Here is a 19,846-nt window from a genome sequence, read left to right as displayed (position 1 = left end):
GCAAGTGCAAAACTTTGCACGAAGCGGACGCGGGGAGCCGCAACCCGTACGGTGGCATTGCGAAGCAATGACGGTGGGGTTTTCCAGAGCACCAGCAGTCCTGTCAATCAGTCAAACAGCATATCGTGGATGGCGCTGACCGCCTTGTCAGCGTCGTCACGGGCAATGATGCAGGAGATCTTGATCTCACTGGTGGAGATCATCTTGATGTTGATGTTGTTGTTGGAGAGTGCCTCGAACATCTTGGAAGCAACGCCGCTGTGGCTCTGCATACCGGCACCCACGATGGAGACCTTTGCGCAGGTCTCGTCGCAGGTGGCATCCTTGAACTTGCCGCTCTCCTTGAGCACGCGCATGGCGGTCTCAGCCTCGCCCTCGGCGCAGGTGAAGGAGATATCCTTCTTGCCGTCACGGCCGGTGGACTGCAGGATGATATCCACGTTGATGTTCTTCTGGGCCAGCAGGCCAAAGATCTTGAAGCTGGTGCCCGGCTCATCGGGAACGTTCAGGATCGTGATAACGGCAACATCGGTGTCCTTTGCAACACCCTTGATCAGCATACCTTCCATGTCTTTTGTAACCTCCTTGACCACCGTACCGGGCACGGGATTCAGGCTGGACAGCACTTCCAGCTCCACATTATACTTCTTTGCCAGCTCCACGCTGCGGTTGTTCAGCACCTGCGCACCCAGAGAGGCCAGCTCCAGCATCTCGTCAAAGGTGATCTCTTCCAGCTTGCGGGTGTTGCGCACCTTGCGGGGGTCTGCGGTGTAAACGCCTTCCACATCGGTGTAGATCTGGCAGCGGTCTGCGTGCAGGGCCGCTGCAATGGCCACGGCACTGGTATCAGAGCCGCCGCGGCCCAGGGTGGTGATATCATCCAGCTTGTTCAGGCCCTGGAAGCCTGCCACGACCACCACGCGGTTGCGCTCCAGCTCGGAGGAAATGCGCTCGGTCTCCATGCGGGTGATGCGTGCCTTGGTGTAGGCACGGTCGGTGCGGAAGCCCGCCTGCCAGCCTGTCAGGCTGGTGGCGTGGCAGCCCAGCTCGTTCAGGGCCATGGCCAGCAGCGCGATGCTGATCTCCTCACCGGTAGCCAGCAGCATATCCATCTCACGGGCCGAAGGGTTGTGGGTGATCTCAGCAGCCTTTGCGATCAGGTCGTCGGTGGTGTCGCCCTGTGCAGACACCACCACCACCACATCATTGCCCGCCTTGTGGGTGTTGGCCACGATGCGGGCCACGTTGAAGATACGGTTCCGGTCCTTCACCGAAGAACCGCCGAACTTCTGTACGATCAACGCCATAGTTTGTCACTCTCCTCTAGTTTCTCCCAATTTATATCATTCCACAGTTGCGCCGGTATTATCTGCATCCAGCTCTAACAGTGTAAATGCTTCACATCCGTCCAGGCCTTCCAGCGTTTCCAGCCCGGCACGCAGCCCGGCATAAAAGCGTTCAGCCTCCGCGCGCTCGGCCACCGCCATCACGGTGGAACCGGCACCCGATACATACACGGCCTTTGCCCCGCACTGCTTTGCCAGCGCGAACACCTCCCGGGAACCGGGCATCAGGGGCATCCGGTAGGGCTGGTGGAGCTTATCCTCGGTGGCAATGCCCAGCAGGTCATGCCGGCCCTCACAGAAGGCGGCAGGCACCAGCGCGGCCCGGGAAAGGTTATACACGGCATCCTTGTGGGCCACCTGCTTGGGCAGGGCCGCGCGGGCGGCCTCCGTCAGCAGCTTGTAGTCCGGCACGATGGCCGCAAAGCAGAGGCTCTGGTCCACATCCCGTTTGACGGAGTAGACCACGCCGTCCTCAAAGACACTGCTGGTCAAACCGCCCAGCAGGGCCGGGGCCACGTTGTCGGGGTGGCCCTCAATGGCCGTGGCCAGCGTCAGCAGCTCCTGGGTGTTGAGCACATCGCCCAGCATCCGGTTCGCGCCCAGCAGGCCCGCGATGATGCAGGCCGAGGAAGAACCCAGGCCCCGGGCCATCGGGATAGGGTTGGTCTGCACGATCTTCAGGGGCGGGATCTTCTTGCCCACCTTGTCGAACAGGCCCTTGGCCGAGCGGTACACCAGATTGCTCTCGTTGCGGGGGATGCGGGTGCCGTCCGCCGCCGAGATGTCCAGCTTATCGCTCTCCTCAAAGGTCACGGTGTTGTACAGGGTCACGGCCAGACCCAGCGCGTCGAAGCCGGAGCCTACATTGGCGCTGGTGGCCGGAACAGAAACTTTGATCTTCATCGTCCGTCCCCTTTTCTCATGCATCCTCGGGCAGCTTTTTCAGCACCAGCTTCACGCTGCCGCCCACGGTCTCCACCTTGCGGGCTGCCTCGGCCATGGCCTTTGCATCGGCCTGCTCCACCAGATAGGAGCAGCCGTCAAAGTGCTCATCCACCACACGGCCCCTGCCGTAGATGGCTTCCACCACGGCGGGAGCAACGCCCGCTGCACGCACATAATATGCGGCGGGAGCCGGGTCGGTGAGCATCCCCTCCACCGGCTCCGCAGGCTGCCAGAACAGGCTGTCGTGGACCTTGGAGCCGTTCTTGAGGGCATCCACCACATCAGCCACCACGGCACTGGCGGTGGGCAGCTTGCCCGCGCCCTTGCCGTAGAACACCACGTCGCCCAGCATATCGCCCTTGACCAGCACGGCGTTGAACACATCGTCCACACCGGCCAGCTGGTGGCTCTTGGGCACCAGACAGGGCTCCACACCGGCGGCCACGGTGATGTCCCGGATGCCCCGGGTGGGGATGTTCTGGGGGTAGATCTGGTGGCCGCAGACCAGGGAGGACAGGATGGCGATCTTGCGGCAGGCATCCCGGCCGTCCACATCGTCGCCGGGGTCTTTGGTCTCGGCATAGCCCAGCTCCTGCGCGATCTTCAGGGCCTCGTCAAAGCCCAGGTTCTCCCGCACCATCTTGGTCAGCATGAAGTTGGTGGTGCCGTTCACGATGCCCTCCACCTCGGTGATGACGTTGGCGGCCAGGCACTGGTGCATGGGGGTGATGATGGGGGTGCCGCCGCCCACGGAGGCCTCGAACAGGAAGGCACAGTTGTGTGCCTTGGCCAGCGCCAGCAGCTCCGCGCCGTAGGTGGCCACCATCTCCTTGTTGGAGGTGCACACGCTGCGGCCGCTCTCGAGGCAGGCCTTGACATAGGGGTATGCAAAGCGGGTGCCGCCGATGGTCTCCACCACCACCCGGATCTCCGGGTCTTCCAGAATGGTATCGAAGTTCTTGATGAAGAGGTTTGCCGCCGGATGAGCGGAGAAATCCTTGGGGTCAAGGATGTACTTGACCTCCACCGGCTCACCGGCCCGGCGGGAAACACCGGCGGCGTTGCGGCACAGCACCTCGTACACGCCGCTGCCCACCGTGCCAAAGCCTAAAATCGCGATCTTTGCCATAGTTCAACCCTCGTTCCTATTTCCTAACTGTTCTGGTGCTCTTACAGGTTATACCCGCAGTGCACGCCCACCACCATGCGCTGGCGGCTCAACCGCTCCGTCAGCTCCTCAGGGGTCATCTGCATGGTATCGGTGCGGATGGTAACGGCAACCAGCGCTGCGCCGTTTTCCGGCGTGGACTGGTTGATGGTAACGATGCTTGCCCCGGCGGCGCTGATGCCCGCCAGCAGGCTTTGCAGCGCGCCTGTTTCATCCCGGAGCGTTGCCATTACGGTCACGACCTCGCGGCCGTTTTCAGAATCAAAGATGCAGTCCTTATATTTATAAAAAGCACTGCGCGAAAGATCCACGCTGCGGGTGGCAGCCGAGATGCTGCGCACTTCCCCGCTTGCCAGAAGCTCCTTGGCCTTGACCACTTTCAGGAAGACCTCGGGCAGGACCTCCGCGTCCACCAGATAAAAACGGCGTTCCAACTTGTTCACCTCACAAACACAAGTGTTCTTATAGGGAATATAATAGCATCCGGCCCCCTGCATTGCAAGAGACCGGATGCTTTTTTGTCAGATTATCCAGTTTTGGAGCGTGAAGTGGCAAGCTGTCGCACCGGAATTGAGAAAGTGTGACTTTTAACAGAGGTTGGCCTTGCACCCTCTCCGTCATCCCTGCGGGATGCCACCTCTCCCAAAGGGAGAGGCTTTGGCAAAGAGGATGAGCTTTACGCCATGCCAAGGGCTCTCCCTTTGGGAGAGCTGTCGAGCGCAGCGAGACTGAGAGGGCCGTCTGGAAGGGCCGCCTAAAAGGTTCAATCCGTATCCAGCCCGGTGGTATCCTGACCCACAACGGGGGCGGTGTCCGCGCTCTGTGCTGCGGCCACGCCGCTGCTGTGGGAGTAGTTGCAGGTATCGGGCAGGTCATCGGCACGGTAGTAGCCGGTGGCGCGGCTGGGGCAGTTGGCCCCGGCCAGCAGGCCGCTCTGGGTGCAGTAGGCGCGTTCCACCACGCCGTCGCTGGTGGGGAATGCCTTATAGGGCAGGTTTGCCTGCACCTGCTCCATATAGGCCTTCCACGCCGTGACACAGGTGCGGGTCTTGGCCTGATTCTTGCCCAGGGTGTTGGTCATATCGTAAGGCGCGTCGTAGCCCCACCAGACAGCGGTGACGTAGTAGGGCGTGCCGCCCACGAACCACAGATCCTTTTCGTCGCTGGCGGTACCGGTCTTACCAAAGGACTCCATGCCGTTGGAGTTGGGGTAGCGGCCGCTGGCGGTGCCCACGTTGGAGTAGAGCACGTTCTTGAGCAGACGGTTCATAATATAGGCTGTCTGCGGGGTCAGGGCCTGATAGCTGGTGGCGTTGTTCTCCAGGTAGATGTTGCCGTCCCGGTCCAGCACACGGGTGTACAGGTGCGGGGTGGTGTACTCGCCGTCATAGAAGATCTGGAAGGCAGCGGCCAGCGCCGTGGGGGTCACGCCGTGGGTCTGGCTGCCCATGACCAGCTGGGCAAGGCCCACGTCGTTGGCGGGGTCCAGGGTGGTCAGCTGCAGGGTGTTGTAGACAAAGTTGAAGATGTTGCTTGCGCCCACCAGGTCGCCCACCCGGATGGCGATGGTGTTCAGGGAGCGGGCCAGACCGTTCCACAGGGGCAGGTCGCTGCCGTCACCATAATCGCCGCCGTAGTTGCGGGGCCAGCTGCGCCATGCGTTGGGGTAGGCCTTGAGCTGACTGTCGGAAAGGCCCATCAGGCCGTTTTTGCGGCAGTAGTCCTCATCCCGGATGACCATGTCCTGCTTCTGGTACAGGGGCGAGTTGTTGAGCATGGTGGACCAGTTCACCAGCCCGTACTCCACGCCCAGCGCGTACGCGCCGATGGGCTTGATGGTGGAGCCGGTCTGCCGGGTCACACTGTAAGCACGGTTCAGGGAAAGGCTCTTGGTCTTTTCGCCCAGACCGCCCACCATGGCCAGCACGTTGCCGTCATAGTCCAGCGTGACCATGGCCGCCTGGGTGCGGACATTGCGGTAGTAGTACACGGTGCCGTCGTCGCCGGTGCGGGTCTTGGGGGTGCCGTCGGCGTTCATCACCTGCACGTCATCGTCCGAGATGCTGGTCACCTCTTCCTCATGCCAGCCGGCCGGGAAGTAAGCGTCGCCCTCGTTGAGCATCAGGTTCTCCATGGCCGTCTGCATCTTGGGGTTGACGGTGGCCTCGATGGTATAGCCGCCGGTGTAGAGCATGGACTGGGCCGTGGATTCGTCCACGCCCTCCTTGTCCATGATGTCGTGGACCACCTCGGTGAAGAGGGCATCGGTGAAGTAGCTGGTCACGGAGGAGGTCTTCTTGTTGGTGTCCTCCTCGGCCAGCACAAGGGGCTGGGCCGCGCCGTTGCGGTAATCCTCCTCCGAGATGATGCCCTGCTGCCACATATTATACATGATGAAGTTGCGGCGGTGGATCAGGTTCTCGGGGTTGGTGTAGGGGTTGTAGTTGGTGGGGTTCTTGGTGATGGACGCGATGGTGGCGCACTCCCAGAGGGTGAGCTGGCTCACGTCCTTGTTGAAATACTCGTTGGCCGCTGTCTGAACGCCCTGAATGGTGCCGGTGAAGCTGATGGTGTTCAGGTAGGCCTCCAGAATGGTCTCCTTGGAGTAAGCGCGGCTCAGGCAGAGGGCGCGGTAGATCTCGCGCAGCTTGCGCAGCGCACCCTCCACGCCGCTGGCGCTCTTGTCGCTGGTCAGGTTCTTGATGAGCTGCTGCTCCAGCGTGGAAGCGCCCTGCTTGGAGCTGTAAATGGGCAGCAGATACTCGTTGACCATGGCACCGATGGTGCGCTTGAAGTTCACGCCCGGCTCGTTGTAGAAATCCTTGTCCTCGGTGCAGATGAACGCATACTGCAGGTTGGTGGGGATCTGTTCCAGGTCTGCCCAGACCCGGTGGCTGTTGGAGGAGCGCAGGGTGGCATACTCCACCTGCGCGCCGGTGTCGGGGTCGGTGGCCACCACGGTGCTGGACTGGCTCAGCTCGATGTTGTCCAGGTCCAGCAGGTTGCCATCGTTGGCCGTGGCCTGCACGGCGTAGTACACCGCCGCCACTGCCGCCAGGCTGCACACCATGATGCCCAGGCAGATGAGGGTAGCCAGCGTGCGGCCCAGCGCCCTGAGGATGGGGTGCTTCGCCTTTTCCCGGGGCTCCTTTGGCTCCCTGGGGGCACGCCCGCGCTTGGGCGGCTCTTCCCTGCGGCTGTTGCTCACATTCACTTTACGTCCCCCCGTGGGCTGCACGTCCGTGCGTGCAGCGCCGCGGTGGATCTTTCTCGATTCGTTTGAGATAAGGATCGCCTCCTACCTACTTAAACGGTTATTCCTGACAAGTTCATCCTCTCTTCCATCCTCACCCTCTCAGTCTCGCTTCGCTCGACAGCTCCCCCAAAGTGGGAGCTTCTGACGAAATCGGAAACTTTGCCGGGTACTGCCAAGGCCTCTCCCTTTGGGAGAGGTGGCAATGCGCCAGCATTGACGGAGAGGGCGAGCCCGCTACCGGGGATGAGCCCCTATTTCTAATCAGATACTGCTAGTATAGCACACTTCCCCCCGTAAAGTACAGCATTCCGGTGTGAAAATTGTGCACTTCTGTCTCAGGGGCGGCGTTTTTGCGCATACTACCGCTGGAAAGACCCGCTGGAAAGGAGTGATTTTCTCCATGCGGAAAGTAGTTCTCTGCCTGTTTTACGCCCTGTGCGCCTTTGCCATCGCCTTCAGCCTGTTCTGGATGGCCCTGCCCCGGCTGGCGCTTCCCTCCCCTGCACCGGGAGCGGACAGCGCCGCCGAAGCGCCGGTGCCCTCCGAGCCGAGCCTTGCGGCCCAGACTCTGCCCGACACCGGCCAGCCCACCCAGTACCTGCTCCGGGACGAGGGCGGCATGGTGGCCGTCTACACCTGCGGGCCGGACGGCTCCCCCACCCGCCTTGCCCGGCAGACGGATATTTACGTCAACCTCCTGCCAGAAAACGACGCACTGCGTGTCAAGCAGGGAATGGCAGTGACGGGAGACTCCGCCCTGCAGGAGGTGCTGGAGGACCTGGGCGGGTGAATCAAAAACCCCCTGTACCAGACCATGGCACAGGGGGTTTGTTTTGCGGTTCTGTTTCAGCCGGAGTGCAATTTTACTCCACGCTGATCATATAATAGTATACGGGCTGGCCGCCGCGGATGTGGCTGACCTCAACGTGGTTGGGGCACTTTGCCTTAACGATCTCGGTCAGCTTCTCGGCCTCCTCGTCGGAGACATCGCAGCCGGAGATGATGGTGACAAAGCTGGAGTCCTTCTTGCACATGCTGCGGGCCAGGCGGTAGGTGGCCTTGGTCAGGTCGGTGGAGGTGGCAACGATCTTGCCGTTCTCCAGAGCCATGATCTCGCCCTTCCGGATCCGCTTGCCGTCAAACTCGCTGTCGCGGGCGGCGTAGGTGATGAGGCCGGTGCTGACCTTGTCGGCGGCGGCCATCATGTTGATGGTGTTGGTCTCAGCGTTGGCGGAGGGGTCGAAGTTGAGCAGCGCGGTGATGCCCATGGGCACGGTGCGGGTGGGCAGAACGATCACCTGACGGTCAGCCAGCTTCTGGGCCTGCTCCGCTGCCATGATGATGTTCTTGTTGTTGGGCAGCACGAACACGGTCTTGGCGGGCACGCTCTGGATGGCGGCAAGGATGTCCTCGGTGGCGGGGTTCATGGTCTGGCCGCCGGAGACGACAGCGTCCGCAGCCAGATCGGTGAACACAGCCTTCAGGCCCTCACCGGCGGCAACGGCCACAAAGCCATAGTCACGGCTGGGGTCCACTGCGGCGTAAACGAACTCGCTGGCCTGTGCGGGAGCCTTTTCAGCGGAGGCCTGCTTTTCCAGGCTCTTGCCCTGCTTCTGGCGGGCCAGGAACTGCTCGTGCATGTTCTCGATCTTGAAGTTGGTCAGGTAACCGTACTTGATGGCCTCGCTCAGGATCTTGCCGGGGTCAGCGGTGTGGACATGCAGGTTGATGACATCGTCATCCTCGATGCAGACCACGCTGTCGCCGTTGGATTCGGCAAAGGCGCGCATCTTTGCGGCGCTTGCGCCCTCGTACTTGTTGATGAGGAACTGGGTGCAGTAGCCGTTCTTGATGTCCTCCACCTTCATCAGGTCGTCGGTGAACACACCCTTGCCTGCGTTCTCGGTGGAGAGCTTGGCCTTGTTGGGGGTGCCCTCGCCGCCGGCCACCATGGGCTCGCCGTGGAACACCTTGCCCATGCCCTCAAAGATGATCATGATGCCCTGGCCGCCTGCGTCCACAACGCCGGCCTTTTTCAGCACGGGCAGCAGGTTGGGGGTATCCTCCAGCGCCTTCTGGCCTGCGGTCATCACCACGTCCCACAGGGCGGGGATCTCCTCGGCACCGCAGGCGGCAGCTTCCTCGCTGGCCACCCGGGCAACGGTCAGGATGGTGCCCTCGGTGGGCTTCATCACGGCCTTGTAGGCACCCTCCACGCCCTTTTTCAGGGCGGCGATGATGTCGGCGGTGTCGGCTTCCTTCTTGCCTTCCAGCGCCTTGGAGAAGCCGCGGAACAGCAGGCTGGTGATCACGCCGGAGTTGCCGCGCGCACCGCGCAGCATGGCGGAGGCAGCGGTCTTGGCGGCCTCACCCACGGTGCAGCCGTCGTCCAGCGCGTTCAGCTCTGCCACGGAGGCACCCACCGTCATGCCCATGTTGGTGCCGGTGTCGCCATCGGGCACGGGGAAAACGTTCAGCTCGTCCACGCGGGAGCGCTGGTTGTTGATGTTGTTCGCGCCGGAGATGATCGCGTCGCGCAGGATCTTACCAGAAATCATTGTCCTTACTCCTTAATATACAGTTCCATCAGGCGATCACGTCGTCCACCGACACGATCACGCGGGCAACCTTCAGGCCGGTGGCCTGCTCCACTTCGTCCTTGACGCGGTGCGAGATGCTGCGCGCGGCGGTGGAGATGTTGAGCCCGTAGCTGACGGCAATGTGCAGCTCGATCACGAGACGGCCCTCTTCCTGTGTGACACGAACGCCCTTTTCAGAGTAATCGTTGCCGCGCACCACGCTCTTGACCACGTCGGTCAGGTCGCGGGGGGTCATTGCGGCCACGCCGTAGCATTGTTTGGTTGCTTCGCCTACCAGCGTAGAGAAGTACTCGGCGGAAAAGCTGACATCTCCCAGCGGGAAACGGGAAGTGATCATAGTCGCTCTGCTCCTTTATTTGAAATCTTGTTGGGGTGGCCCGGCTTGCCGCGGCAAACCCGCCGCATACCGGGAAAGGAATCGGTATCCTTATTATACAACTTCCCACGCCCTGTGTACAGCACAATTTCCAAAGGGCGGGCAATGTGAGCCGATTCGTGTTCCTATTATACCACAAAACCCTGCCTTGTGCACGGTTTTCCTGCATGTTTTGCAAAAAGGCCGGGCGCGACTGTGAATAAATTCTAAAAAGTATGATTTTTGACTTTATCCGCCTGTGGAAAAGTGCTAAAATCAAAGCAGAGAAACGGGAGCTGCGCCCTTACGGCAGAACCACTGTTTACGATAGGATAACGATTGGAGAGCTGTTTGATGAACATTTTGTTTTTCCTTTCCCCCAAGCAGGACCTGATGTATGTCTACGATGACTTCACCCTGCGGCAGACGCTGGAAAAATGGGAGAACAACCGCTACGCATCCATCCCGGTGCTCAACCGCAAGGGCGAGTATGTGGGCACCCTGACCGAGGGGGATATCCTCTGGGGGCTGAAACAGCAGCACGGGCTGGACATTGAAGCCGCCGAGGATGTGCCCATCTCGAGCTTTGCCCACAAGCGGGATTACAAGGCCGTGACCGTCACCACCAGCATGGACCAGCTGATCGAAGCGGCCATGAACCAGAACTTTGTGCCCGTGGTGGACGACCGGGGCATCTTTATCGGCATCGTGCGGCGGCAGGCCATCATCCGCTACTGCTACGACAAGGCCCGGGCGGAGGCCCGGAAGGCCCAGAGCGCCCCGGATGCCTGCCCCAAAGGCAGCCTTGCGGCGGGAGGGTAAGGCCCTCACCCTCTCAGTCAAAGCCTTGCGGCTTTGCCAGCTCCCCCGAAGGGGGAGCCCTTGGCATTGCGCAGGGCTTTTTCTCGTTATACTAACATTCATCATTGAAGTCATTGAAATCATTGCTCTTCATTGCCACCAGTCAATGACAATCAATGATAACCAATGATATCAATGATCATTATGTCTTAACGATAACTGTGCAGACACTGGAACCGAAGCATTGTGATCGATTTGTTCCTGTCGAAAGTTATGCTTTCTCCCAGCGTTTCCATTGCTGTTATACCAATATCTAATGGTATCTCGTTCCCAAAGCATAGGTTGCAGCTCCTGAATACGCTTTGAAAGCATTTGCAGATTTGGTGCCAGCTCGGTATGGGCGTACCGCTGGCCCATCTCCATCAGGTTCTTGGAGTAGCCGCTCCACGTTCCATCCCCCTGCTGCAGGAGCACCCGCAGGGTCTTGACGATGGGCTCTGCCTCATACTCGGCCACCCGGCGCTGCGCGGCCAGCTGGGCCGCCGTGCCCTGCATGACCCAGCGGCAGCGGGCCTTATCGAAGCGGATGACCCGCTCGCACTGCTCGATGTCGCGGCCGGTGAGCAGAAAGCCTGCTTCATCGTCCATCCGGCTCTGCTTGTCCAGCACGATGGTGAAATCCGCCGCACCCAGGATGCCGGTGGAGCCGTTGATGTTGTCAAAGCTGTCCTCGGGGTTCTTGCTCTTGCGGGTGTGGTGCACCAGCAGCACGCAGATGCCCCGGCTGTCGGCAAAGGCCTTCAGCCTGCCCATGTAGTCGTAGTCGGCATCGTAGGCATTTTCAAAGGGCTTTGCCTTGGGCTTGATCTTGGATAAGGTATCGATGCAGACCAGATGGATGTCCGGGTTGGCATCCAGATACTCCCCCAGCATTTCCAGCAGGCCCTCGCCCAGCCGCTGGGCCTGAAACATAACGTGCATGTTGGCGGGGGCGGGCCTGCCCTCCAGCAAGCGGCGCAGGCGGGTCTGCATCCGGCTCTTGCCGTCCTCCAGGGCGAGGTAGAGCGTGCCGTGCTGCCGGGTGGGGAACCCCAGAAACGGCTCCCCCTGTGCCACGGCAAGGCAGAGGTCCAGCACCATCCAGCTCTTGCCCAGCTTGGGCTTTGCCACCAGCACCCCCATGCCCATGGGCAGCAGGCCCTCCACCACATGGCGGATGGGCGGCAGCTCCATCTCAGACAGCTCCCGGGCCGACCACGCCTGCACCCCGGCAGGCTTTGCGGTCTCCGGCTCCGGGGCAGCCTGCTGCGGGGCGGCCTCCGGGTCGGTCAGGCTGTTGATGTAATCGGCGTAGTCCTCCCCGATGCGGGCCGCGAACGCCTCCTTTCCGATCTGCTCGTACTCGTCGGCCACACGGTCCTGCCAGCGCCGGAGCTTGAGCTCCAGCCCGTTCCAGAGCCGCAGTTCCCGGGCCCGCTCCTGCACCAGATGATACCGCTGGTTCTGGTCCGCAGGCAGGCCCCGGAAGGTAAACCAGAAGGTCAGCCGGGAAAAGAGCTTCTCCTCAGTGTCGGCCTTGTCCAGCCACCGCAGGAAATCGTTCTCGTCCGCCGGGCTGAACTGCTTTGCCTCCCGCCAGTTCCCCACTGCTTCCTTCATTTCGTTCATGGAAACACCTCTTTCTTTTGCATTACACAGCGTTGTTTTGTTACCCAAAGTGTAACATCTTTTGGTTGTATCGTCAACGAGTATGTTCCGGCGATTTTTCGCGCGAAAAATGCGAAAAAAGAGGGAGAAAATAAGAAAAGCCCCCGCTCACCAGAGCGAAGGGCCGGAAACCTTTCCTTTTACCCTGCGTGCAGGGCATCATTTTTTGCCAGCAGGTAAACGCAGTACTGATTCATGCTGATGCCCTCCCGCTGGGAATGCTCCGCCAGAGCGCGGTGCAGGCTGCGGGGCAGGCGGAGCTTGAACTGCCCGGAGTAATCCTCCAGACTGTCCGGCTTCGGAATGGATACGCCCTCTTCCAGTGCGGCCTCCAGCCAGACCCTCTTAGCATCCCGGGCATTCTCCACAGCGCTTTCAATGGTCTCGCCGCAGGTCAGGCACCCCGGAAGATCGGGATAGGAGACAACATAGCCGCCCTCTTCCCTATCCTCTACAATCTCCATCCGATACGGAAGGGCCAGATATTCATTCAGCGTTTTCATCGTTTTTCGCCTCACTCTCTACGATCTGACGCACCATTTCCACATATACTTTCTTGATCGGTTCGTGCTTTGGTATCGTAATGGGCATACAGCCTGCTTTGCGGAAGGTATAGTGGCTGCTCCCGCTCCGGGGAGCTGTCATCTCATAGCCGCAGCTTTCCAGCACCTTGCGCAGCTCATCAAACCGCAGGTCCTTGGAAAGCGCACAAATGCGTGCCAGCAGCTTATCCCATTGAGACATCCTATATTCCTCCGTCCATGTGGTGTCGTATGTGGTGTCATCTTCATTATATGCGGACTTATGAAAAAAGTCAAGCGGAGCGTTTGAAAGTCCCCCTTATCGTACCCTGTATCTGGTATACTTCTCTTGTCGAACAAAACAGGAGCGGCCCGGAGGCGGGCTGCAGGAACAGGAGGGAACACCATGAGTGAGTACGAGATCCGATCTGTAGGCGGCCATGTGGAGGTTTATACCCGGGGCGGGGTGTTCCTCTTCTCGGCGGACACGGTGCGGGAGGCCATGGAGGAGCTGGACGAGGCCGCATGACATATTCCCGGCAGTTCCCGGAAGCATGTCAGGAGCGCGCGGGGAAAGCTCAAATGTAAAATACCTGTAAAATATAAGAAAAGAACAGTTGACAAAAGGACAAAACGGCGCGGAAATGCAGTAAAAATGCAAAAAACATGTAAAATAACGCTTGTTGTCCGGGGGAGTTCAATGCTATAATAAAAAGGACGGCGTTCAGGGCAGGAAGCCCCGGGCGGCCGTCCTTGGTTTGTTTGAAGAGCAAAAGGAAGTTTTTAGGAGTATCGAGATGGATATCACACACATCACCTCATTGTTGGGCGGTATTGCGCTGTTCCTCTATGGTATGTCGATCATGGGTGCCGGCCTGGAAAAGCTGGCGGGCGGCAAGATGCAGGGCGTGCTGCAAAAGCTGACCTCCTCCACCATCAAGGGTGTCATTTTCGGCACCCTCATCACCGGCGTGATCCAGTCCTCCGCGGGCACAGTCGTCATCTGTGTCGGCCTTGTCAACTCTGGCATTATGACCCTGACGCAGTCGGTTGGTGTCATCATGGGTGCAAACATTGGTACCACGGTCACCGGTCAGCTCATCCGCATGGCGGATATCTCGGGTGAAAGCCTTCTGCTGACCCTCATCCAGCCCAAGACGTTTGCGCCGGTGGTGGCATTTGTCGGCTGCATTTTTTATGTGTTCCTGCGCAACGCCAAAAAGAAGAACATCGGCCAGATCATGCTGGGCTTCGGCATCCTGTTCACGGGCATGAGCCTGATGGACACCGGCGTGTCCCCCCTGCGGGAGAGCGCAGCCTTTCAGGAGCTGTTCGTCAGCATGACCAACCCCGTGCTGGGCGTGCTGGTGGGCATGGTCGTCACCGTCATCATCCAGTCCTCCTCGGCCTCGGTGGGTATCCTGCAGGCCTTGTCCAGCACCGGCCTTGTCACCTTTGGCAGCGCCATCCCCATCATTCTGGGTGCCCACATCGGCACCGCCTTTACCCCGCTGCTGACCATCGGCGGCTCCTCCAAGGACGGCAAGCGCGCCGCCCTGATCCACCTGTATTTCAACATCATCGGCAGCTTTGTGCTGCTGGGTGCCATCTACGCCGTGCGGTACACCATCGGCATCCCGGTGTGGGGCGACGTGATGAACAAGAGCACCATTGCAAACATCCACACCCTTTCCAGTGTGGCGGCCATGCTGCTGTTCCTGCCTTTCAGCAGTGTACTATCCAAGCTGGCCATGCTCACCGTGCCCAACAGTGCTGAGGAAGCGCAGGAAATGAGTATGCCCGTGCTGGACGAGCGCCTGTTCAAGAGCCCGGCCGTGGCCCTGCAGCAGGCCAAGAGCGCCGTGGTCAAGATGTCCCGCCGTGCCGCCCGCAACGTCAGCCTCTCCACTCCCCTGCTGCTCAAGATGGATGAGGACGTGGTGAGCGCCATCAATGTGCGGGAGAACCTTATCGACCGGATGGAGGTGGAGATCTCCAACTACCTCATCAAGATGACTGACCAGGAGCTGGGCGACGACGAGAGCCATGCCGTGACCGAGCTGCTGAATTTTGTCACCGAGTTCGAGCGCATCGGCGACTACGCCGTGAACATTCAGGAAAAGGCCGTGGAGCTCTGCGAGAAAGAGGCCTCCTTCAGCGACATTGCCAAGAACGAGCTGAAGCTGCTGGATTCCGCGCTGGAGCAGATCCTGACCCGCACCAACGATGCCTTTGAGAACGATGACATCGCGCTGGCCCGTCAGGTGGAGCCGCTGGAAGAGGTCATCGACATTCTGGTGGAGAAGCTCCGCGACGGCCACATCAAGCGCCTGAAGGATGGCATCTGCTCCATTGATACCGGCGTGGTGTTCCTGGATGTGCTGAACAATGTGGAGCGCATCTCCGACCACTGCTCCAACGTGGCGGCCCGTCTGGTGGGCACCAGCGAGGGCGACGACTACGATTCCCACACCCTCAAGAGCCTGATGCACCACAACCCCAGCAAGGAATACTCCCTCATGTACGAGGAGTGCTGCAAGGAGTACCTGACCCCGCTGGCCGCTATGGAAAAGGAAGCGTAAAGGCTGAACCACACAACACAAAAATCCCCTGCCGGATATTGGCAGGGGATTTTTTGTTGCATAAGGGGTCAGAAGAAGCTCACCTGGCTGCTCTCGGGCAGGTCTGCCAGCACACCGGCGGTGCGCAGGCTTTCCAGAACGGCGCTGGTCACGCCGGTGGCCTGCTGGAGCTCCTCCACGGAGATATACTCCTGCCCGTCGATGGTGGCACGCTCCAGCGAGGCGGCGGCAGTGCCGCCCACGCCTTTCAGGGCACAGAAGGGCAGGCGCACCTTGCCATCCTCCACGATATACTTGTTGCCGCGGCTCTTGCCCAGCTCGATGGGCAGGAACTCATACCCGCGGGAGAGCATTTCGTTGACCAGCTGCAGGCTGACCAGCACGTCCTCGTCCTTGGCGTTCTTCTCCTCTTTCAGGCGGCGCTTCACCGCTTCCATGTGGGCGCGGGCCACAGCCGCACCGCCCACAGCGGCCTCATAGTCGATATCATCGCCGCGCACGGTGAAGTAAACGGCATAGAACTCTGCCGGGCGGTAGAGCTTGAACCACATCAGCCGGATGGCGCTCATCAGGTAGGCCACAGCGTGGGCCTTGGGGAACATATACTTGATCTTGCGGCAGGACTCGATGTACCAGTCCGGCACCTCGTGCTCCCGCATGGCTTCCTCCCAGCCGGGCTTGAAGCCGCCCTTGGCCACCTTGCCCTTACGGACCGCCTCCATGATATCAAAGGCCATCTTGGGCTCCAGCCCCTTGCGCAGCAGGTAGAGCATGATGCTGTCACGGCAGCCGATGACCTCCGCGATGGTGCAGGTGCCGCTGCGGATCAGCTCGTCGGCGTTGCCGGTCCAGACATCGGTGCCGTGGGACAGGCCCGAGATCTGGATCAGCTCCGAGAAGTTCCGGGGCCGGGCCTCCACCAGCATTCCGCGCACGAAGTTGGTGCCCATTTCCGGGATACCGAAGGTGCCGGTCTGGCTGTCGATCTGCTCCGGGGTCACGCCCAGCTCCTCCGGGCTGGTGAGCAGGCTGTACACCCGGGGGTCGTTCATGGGGATGCTGTCCACGGGGATGCCGGTGTATTCCTCAAAATACTTGTAGAAGGTGGGCATATCGTGGCCCAGCTCGTCCAGCTTGAGCAGGGTGTCGTGGAGGTACTTGAACTCGAAATGCGTTGTGAGCAGGCCGCCCGCCACATCATCCGCCGGGTGCTGGATGGGGCAGAAATCGTAGATCTCGTAGGTATCGGGCACAACCACCATGCCGCCGGGGTGCTGGCCGGTGGTGCGCTTGACACCGGTGCAGCCCAGGGTCAGGCGGTTCTCCTCGGCGTGGTTGACGGTTTTTCCGCGGGCCTCCAGATACTTTTTGACGTAGCCGTAGGCGGTCTTGTCCTGAATGCCGGACACCGTGCCCGCCTTGAACACATTGGCCTTGCCGAACAGCTCCTCGGTGTAGCGGTGGACGTTGGACTGATACTCGCCTGAGAAGTTCAGATCGATATCAGGCTCCTTGTCGCCGTAGAAGCCCAGGAAGGTCTCAAAGGGGATGTCGTGGCCGTCCACCAGCATCCGGGTACCGCAGTGGGGGCAGTCCTTATCGGGCAGGTCAAAGCCGTCGTCCACGCTGCCGTCGGTGATGAACTCGCTGTACTTGCACTTGGGGCAGCGATAGTGGGGCGGCAGGCTGTTGACCTCCGAAATGCCGGAGAAGTGGGCCACGGCAGAGGAGCCCACCGAGCCACGGCTGCCCACCTGATAGCCGCCCGCGTTGGAGTAGGCCACCAGCTTGACGGCAATGACGTACAGAACCGCGTAGCCGTGGCCGCAGATGGAGTCCAGCTCCTTTTTCAGGCGGTCCTCCACGATCTTGGGCAGGGGGTCGCCGTAATCCCGCCTGGCGTGTTCCCAGGTGGCATCGCGCAGCTGCTGCTCCGCACCCTCGATGCTGGGCGGGTAGGTGCCGCGCGGGATGGCCCGCACGTTGTTGTCGATGGTGGCCGCGATCTTGCGGGGGTTGGTCACCACGATCTCGTAGGCCTTTTCCTTGGGCAGGTAGCTGAACTGCTTCAGCATATCCTCAGTGGTGCGGTAGAACAGCGGGGGCTGGGTGTCCGCATCCTTGAAGCCGTTGCCCGCCTGCAGCACCGTGCGGTAGATGGCATCCTCCGGCTCGGTAAAGTGCACGTCGCCGGTGGCGATGACCGGTTTGTGCAGGTCCTCGCCCAGCCGGATGATGGTGCGGTTGAAGTCCTTGATGACCTCCTCGCTCTCCACCTTGCCGTCCCGCACCATATACTCGTTGTTGCCCAGGGGCTGGATCTCCAGCACGTCGTAGTAGGAGGCGATCTTCTTCAGTTCCTCGTAGGAGCGCCCCTCCACAACGGCACGGTAAAGCTCGCCCGCCTCGCAGGCGCTGGTCAGGATCAGGCCGTCGCGGTACTTGTTCAGCAGGCTGCGGGGCACACGGGGCTTCTTGAAGAAGTAGTTGACGTGGGCCTCGCTCACGATCTTGTACAGGTTCTTCAGGCCCATCTGGTTCTTGACCAGAATGATGAGGTGGAAGTACTTCTTTTTCAGCACCTCCCGGTTGCCGCCCAGACCGGTGTTGATGCCCTCCACGGTGGTGACCTCTTTCTCGGCAAGGTCACTGAGCATGACGCAGAAGATGCGGCCCAGCGCGGCGGAATCCTCGCAGGCGCGGTGGGCCTCGTAGCTGGGCAGCTCCAGATGCTTGTTGATGGTCCCCTGCTTGTAGTTGTGCAGGCCCGGGTACATGGCCTGCGCCATGGTCAGGGTGTCGATATAGGTCGGCTCAAAGGAAATGCCGCTGCGCTTGGCGGCGGCTTTCAGGAAGCGGATATCGAACGCATGGGCATTGTGGGCCACCAGGATGCGGCCATCCGCGAACCGGAGAAAGGCTTCCAGCGCTTCCTTTTCCCCGGGGGCATCGGCCACCATCTCGTTGGTGATGCCGGTCAGCTCGGTGATCTTGGGGGTGATGGGCTTGCCCGGCTTGACAAAGGTGTCGAACTCCTCCACCACTTCCCCGTTCCGCACGATCACCGCGCCGATCTCGGTCAGGTACTCCACGCCGGGGTCCAGGCCGGTGGTCTCGGTGTCGAACACGCAGAACTCGCCGTCCAGCGGCTGGTCCTTCACGCCGTAGACGCAGGGCACCATATCATCCACAAAGTAGGCCTCGCAGCCGTAGATCAGCTTGAAATCCGGGTCGCTCTTGTGGATCTCGTCGGTGGCCAGCATGGCCTCCGGGTAGCCCTGACAGACACCGTGGTCGGTGATGGCAATGGCAGGGTGGCCCATCCGGTGGGCCAGCTTGACGATGCCGCCCGGGTCGCAGAAGGCATCCATGCTGGACAGCTTGGTATGCAGGTGAAGCTCCACCCGCTTTTCCGGGGCGTTGTCCTCCCGCTTTTTCCGCTCCACGAACAGGACATCGTAGGGGTAAACGATGTAGTCGTGCTCGTACTTGTCGTAGGTGCAGTCGCCGCGCACCAGCAGGGTGGTGCCCTTGGCGATGTTCTCCCACTTGGAGCAGTCCTCCCCTTCCTGCGCGCGGATCTTCAGGTTGATGGAGCCGGTGTAATCGGTGATGGACACCGTGTAGATCTTGCGGTAGTTGCCCTTGACCTCGGTGAAGAACACGTCGCCCCAGATCACGCACTTGCCGCCCTCGCCGCCCAGGTCCTTGAGGGGGGTGAGGTTCTTGGGGGTGAACATCTTGCCGTGGAAAATGGTCACGGGCTTGTCGGTCAGGTCAAGGCCCTCCACCTTGATGGAGGGGGCGGTGTTCTTTTTCTCGAACTTGACCACTGGCGGGGCGATCTTGCGCTCCAGCTTTTCCTCCATCTGGCGCTGTTCGGCCTCGCCCACCGCGCTTGTCAGGGTGACTTTTGGCCTGACACCGGTGTGGGCGGCAACGCGGTCCGCCAGCAGGCGCTCAAACTCCATCTCCTGCAAAAACTTGGTGCCGTGGCAGACCCCCACCGTGATGTTCTGGCCGGTGATGGTGATCCGGCACCGGTCCAGAAAGCCGTTGATGGGGATGCCGTCCCGCTTCATCTCCTCCATCAGCTCCCGCAGGGCGGCTTCGTCCAGCGTGGCATAGCCAAAGAGGTTGTTGATCTTCAGTTCAAAGCCCTCATAATCCGGCTGCAGGGAGGCCAGCAGCCGGGCGCACAGCCCCTTGTCCAGCGGGGCGGCACTGCGCAGGGTAAAAACGACCTGCCGCTCCTGCCGCAGCATCCGGGCATGCTCCACGATCACGCGCCCGAAGCTGGCCGCGAAATCCGGGTCCGCCATGAACTGCGGCCATAGCTGAGATACAAGTGGTGTCACGATGGGTTACTCCTTTTGATGTTATTTCTGAACCTCTCAGGCGCTTCGCTCCTGCGCCCTCTCCGTCATCCCTGCGGGATGCCACCTCTCCCAAAGGGAGAGGCAATTGCAGCATGACCTTTTGGGGGTGCTGAATTTAACCCCCCAGTCGCCTGCGGCGACAGCCCCCGCTAATAGGGGGGCCTTTGGCATCTCGTAAAGCTTCAT

General features: G+C 60.7%; 15 protein-coding genes. 4 read left to right on the top strand and 11 right to left on the bottom strand.

Translation table 11 applies throughout. The features are described 5' to 3' along the window. Positions 1-107: 107 nt before the first annotated feature. The 5 genes from ACKXGA_RS01070 to ACKXGA_RS01050 all read right to left on the bottom strand — a co-directional run bounded on the left by ACKXGA_RS01070 (position 108) and on the right by ACKXGA_RS01050 (position 6,673). Positions 108-1,307 (bottom strand): aspartate kinase, encoded by a 1,200-nt coding sequence (locus ACKXGA_RS01070; protein ID WP_423729881.1) that lies wholly within the window; start codon positions 1,305-1,307, stop codon positions 108-110. Positions 1,308-1,343: 36 nt separating this feature from the next. Further along, the gene (thrB, locus tag ACKXGA_RS01065) at positions 1,344-2,249 is read right to left on the bottom strand and encodes a homoserine kinase (RefSeq protein ID WP_005933837.1); all 906 of its coding nucleotides are present in this window, start codon (positions 2,247-2,249) and stop codon (positions 1,344-1,346) included. A 16-nt stretch (positions 2,250-2,265) separates the two neighbouring features. Next, positions 2,266-3,420 (bottom strand): homoserine dehydrogenase, encoded by a 1,155-nt coding sequence (locus ACKXGA_RS01060; protein WP_423729880.1) that lies wholly within the window; start codon positions 3,418-3,420, stop codon positions 2,266-2,268. Positions 3,421-3,461: 41 nt separating this feature from the next. After that, a complete protein-coding gene (locus ACKXGA_RS01055; protein ID WP_035394385.1) occupies positions 3,462-3,902 on the bottom strand; it encodes an ACT domain-containing protein in 441 nt (146 codons plus the stop codon). A gap of 320 nt (positions 3,903-4,222) precedes the next feature. Next, positions 4,223-6,673: a transglycosylase domain-containing protein gene (locus tag ACKXGA_RS01050; protein WP_423729879.1), complete on the bottom strand. Its 2,451-nt coding sequence runs from the start codon at positions 6,671-6,673 to the stop codon at positions 4,223-4,225. A 442-nt stretch (positions 6,674-7,115) separates the two neighbouring features. Between ACKXGA_RS01050 and ACKXGA_RS01045 the strand changes: the two genes are divergently transcribed. Then, positions 7,116-7,505: a hypothetical protein gene (locus ACKXGA_RS01045; RefSeq protein WP_423729878.1), complete on the top strand. Its 390-nt coding sequence runs from the start codon at positions 7,116-7,118 to the stop codon at positions 7,503-7,505. A gap of 73 nt (positions 7,506-7,578) precedes the next feature. On the opposite strand, the gene ACKXGA_RS01040 is transcribed toward ACKXGA_RS01045, so the two are convergent. Both ACKXGA_RS01040 and ACKXGA_RS01035 read right to left on the bottom strand, forming a co-directional pair. Further along, complete coding sequence (locus ACKXGA_RS01040) at positions 7,579-9,273, bottom strand: DAK2 domain-containing protein (protein ID WP_005933847.1); 1,695 nt, start codon at positions 9,271-9,273, stop codon at positions 7,579-7,581. A gap of 28 nt (positions 9,274-9,301) precedes the next feature. Continuing rightward, positions 9,302-9,652, bottom strand: coding sequence for an Asp23/Gls24 family envelope stress response protein (locus ACKXGA_RS01035; RefSeq protein WP_005933848.1), 351 nt, complete (start codon positions 9,650-9,652; stop codon positions 9,302-9,304). Positions 9,653-10,024: 372 nt separating this feature from the next. Between ACKXGA_RS01035 and ACKXGA_RS01030 the strand changes: the two genes are divergently transcribed. Beyond that, the gene (locus tag ACKXGA_RS01030) at positions 10,025-10,492 is read left to right on the top strand and encodes a CBS domain-containing protein (RefSeq protein ID WP_215665843.1); all 468 of its coding nucleotides are present in this window, start codon (positions 10,025-10,027) and stop codon (positions 10,490-10,492) included. Positions 10,493-10,663: 171 nt separating this feature from the next. Here the strand turns inward: ACKXGA_RS01030 and ACKXGA_RS01025 are convergent, their stop codons facing one another. The 3 genes from ACKXGA_RS01025 to ACKXGA_RS01015 all read right to left on the bottom strand — a co-directional run bounded on the left by ACKXGA_RS01025 (position 10,664) and on the right by ACKXGA_RS01015 (position 12,922). Next, a complete protein-coding gene (locus ACKXGA_RS01025) occupies positions 10,664-12,139 on the bottom strand; it encodes an AAA family ATPase (RefSeq protein ID WP_423729877.1) in 1,476 nt (491 codons plus the stop codon). A 179-nt stretch (positions 12,140-12,318) separates the two neighbouring features. Further along, positions 12,319-12,681, bottom strand: a complete 363-nt coding sequence (locus tag ACKXGA_RS01020; protein ID WP_117535192.1) for a type II toxin-antitoxin system HicB family antitoxin — start codon at positions 12,679-12,681, stop codon at positions 12,319-12,321. Further along, positions 12,665-12,922, bottom strand: a complete 258-nt coding sequence (locus tag ACKXGA_RS01015; RefSeq protein WP_117476854.1) for a type II toxin-antitoxin system HicA family toxin — start codon at positions 12,920-12,922, stop codon at positions 12,665-12,667. The genes ACKXGA_RS01020 and ACKXGA_RS01015 overlap by 17 nt, the downstream gene beginning before the upstream one ends. A 183-nt stretch (positions 12,923-13,105) precedes the next feature. Between ACKXGA_RS01015 and ACKXGA_RS01010 the strand changes: the two genes are divergently transcribed. Both ACKXGA_RS01010 and ACKXGA_RS01005 read left to right on the top strand, forming a co-directional pair. Beyond that, the gene (locus tag ACKXGA_RS01010; RefSeq protein ID WP_255536694.1) at positions 13,106-13,228 is read left to right on the top strand and encodes a hypothetical protein; all 123 of its coding nucleotides are present in this window, start codon (positions 13,106-13,108) and stop codon (positions 13,226-13,228) included. A 268-nt stretch (positions 13,229-13,496) separates the two neighbouring features. Next, positions 13,497-15,281, top strand: a complete 1,785-nt coding sequence (locus ACKXGA_RS01005; RefSeq protein ID WP_423729876.1) for a Na/Pi cotransporter family protein — start codon at positions 13,497-13,499, stop codon at positions 15,279-15,281. A 68-nt stretch (positions 15,282-15,349) separates the two neighbouring features. Here the strand turns inward: ACKXGA_RS01005 and ACKXGA_RS01000 are convergent, their stop codons facing one another. Further along, the gene (locus tag ACKXGA_RS01000; RefSeq protein ID WP_423730378.1) at positions 15,350-19,603 is read right to left on the bottom strand and encodes a PolC-type DNA polymerase III; all 4,254 of its coding nucleotides are present in this window, start codon (positions 19,601-19,603) and stop codon (positions 15,350-15,352) included. Positions 19,604-19,846 lie beyond the last annotated feature (243 nt).

Source organism: Faecalibacterium hominis (ex Afrizal et al. 2022) (genome assembly GCF_049545105.1).
Taxonomy (GTDB): domain Bacteria; phylum Bacillota; class Clostridia; order Oscillospirales; family Ruminococcaceae; genus Faecalibacterium; species Faecalibacterium duncaniae.
This window is presented reverse-complemented; position numbering and strand designations above follow the sequence as displayed.

Coding starts and splice junctions, on each gene's coding strand:
- ACKXGA_RS01015 (WP_117476854.1), bottom strand. CDS start 12,922: ATGTCTCAATGGGATAAGCTGCTGGCACGCATTTGTGCGCTTTCCAAG.
- ACKXGA_RS01035 (WP_005933848.1), bottom strand. CDS start 9,652: ATGATCACTTCCCGTTTCCCGCTGGGAGATGTCAGCTTTTCCGCCGAG.
- ACKXGA_RS01040 (WP_005933847.1), bottom strand. CDS start 9,273: ATGATTTCTGGTAAGATCCTGCGCGACGCGATCATCTCCGGCGCGAAC.
- ACKXGA_RS01060 (WP_423729880.1), bottom strand. CDS start 3,420: ATGGCAAAGATCGCGATTTTAGGCTTTGGCACGGTGGGCAGCGGCGTG.
- ACKXGA_RS01025 (WP_423729877.1), bottom strand. CDS start 12,139: ATGAACGAAATGAAGGAAGCAGTGGGGAACTGGCGGGAGGCAAAGCAG.
- ACKXGA_RS01020 (WP_117535192.1), bottom strand. CDS start 12,681: ATGAAAACGCTGAATGAATATCTGGCCCTTCCGTATCGGATGGAGATT.
- thrB (WP_005933837.1), bottom strand. CDS start 2,249: ATGAAGATCAAAGTTTCTGTTCCGGCCACCAGCGCCAATGTAGGCTCC.
- ACKXGA_RS01010 (WP_255536694.1), top strand. CDS start 13,106: ATGAGTGAGTACGAGATCCGATCTGTAGGCGGCCATGTGGAGGTTTAT.
- ACKXGA_RS01030 (WP_215665843.1), top strand. CDS start 10,025: ATGAACATTTTGTTTTTCCTTTCCCCCAAGCAGGACCTGATGTATGTC.
- ACKXGA_RS01000 (WP_423730378.1), bottom strand. CDS start 19,603: ATGGCGGACCCGGATTTCGCGGCCAGCTTCGGGCGCGTGATCGTGGAG.
- ACKXGA_RS01005 (WP_423729876.1), top strand. CDS start 13,497: ATGGATATCACACACATCACCTCATTGTTGGGCGGTATTGCGCTGTTC.
- ACKXGA_RS01070 (WP_423729881.1), bottom strand. CDS start 1,307: ATGGCGTTGATCGTACAGAAGTTCGGCGGTTCTTCGGTGAAGGACCGG.
- ACKXGA_RS01045 (WP_423729878.1), top strand. CDS start 7,116: ATGCGGAAAGTAGTTCTCTGCCTGTTTTACGCCCTGTGCGCCTTTGCC.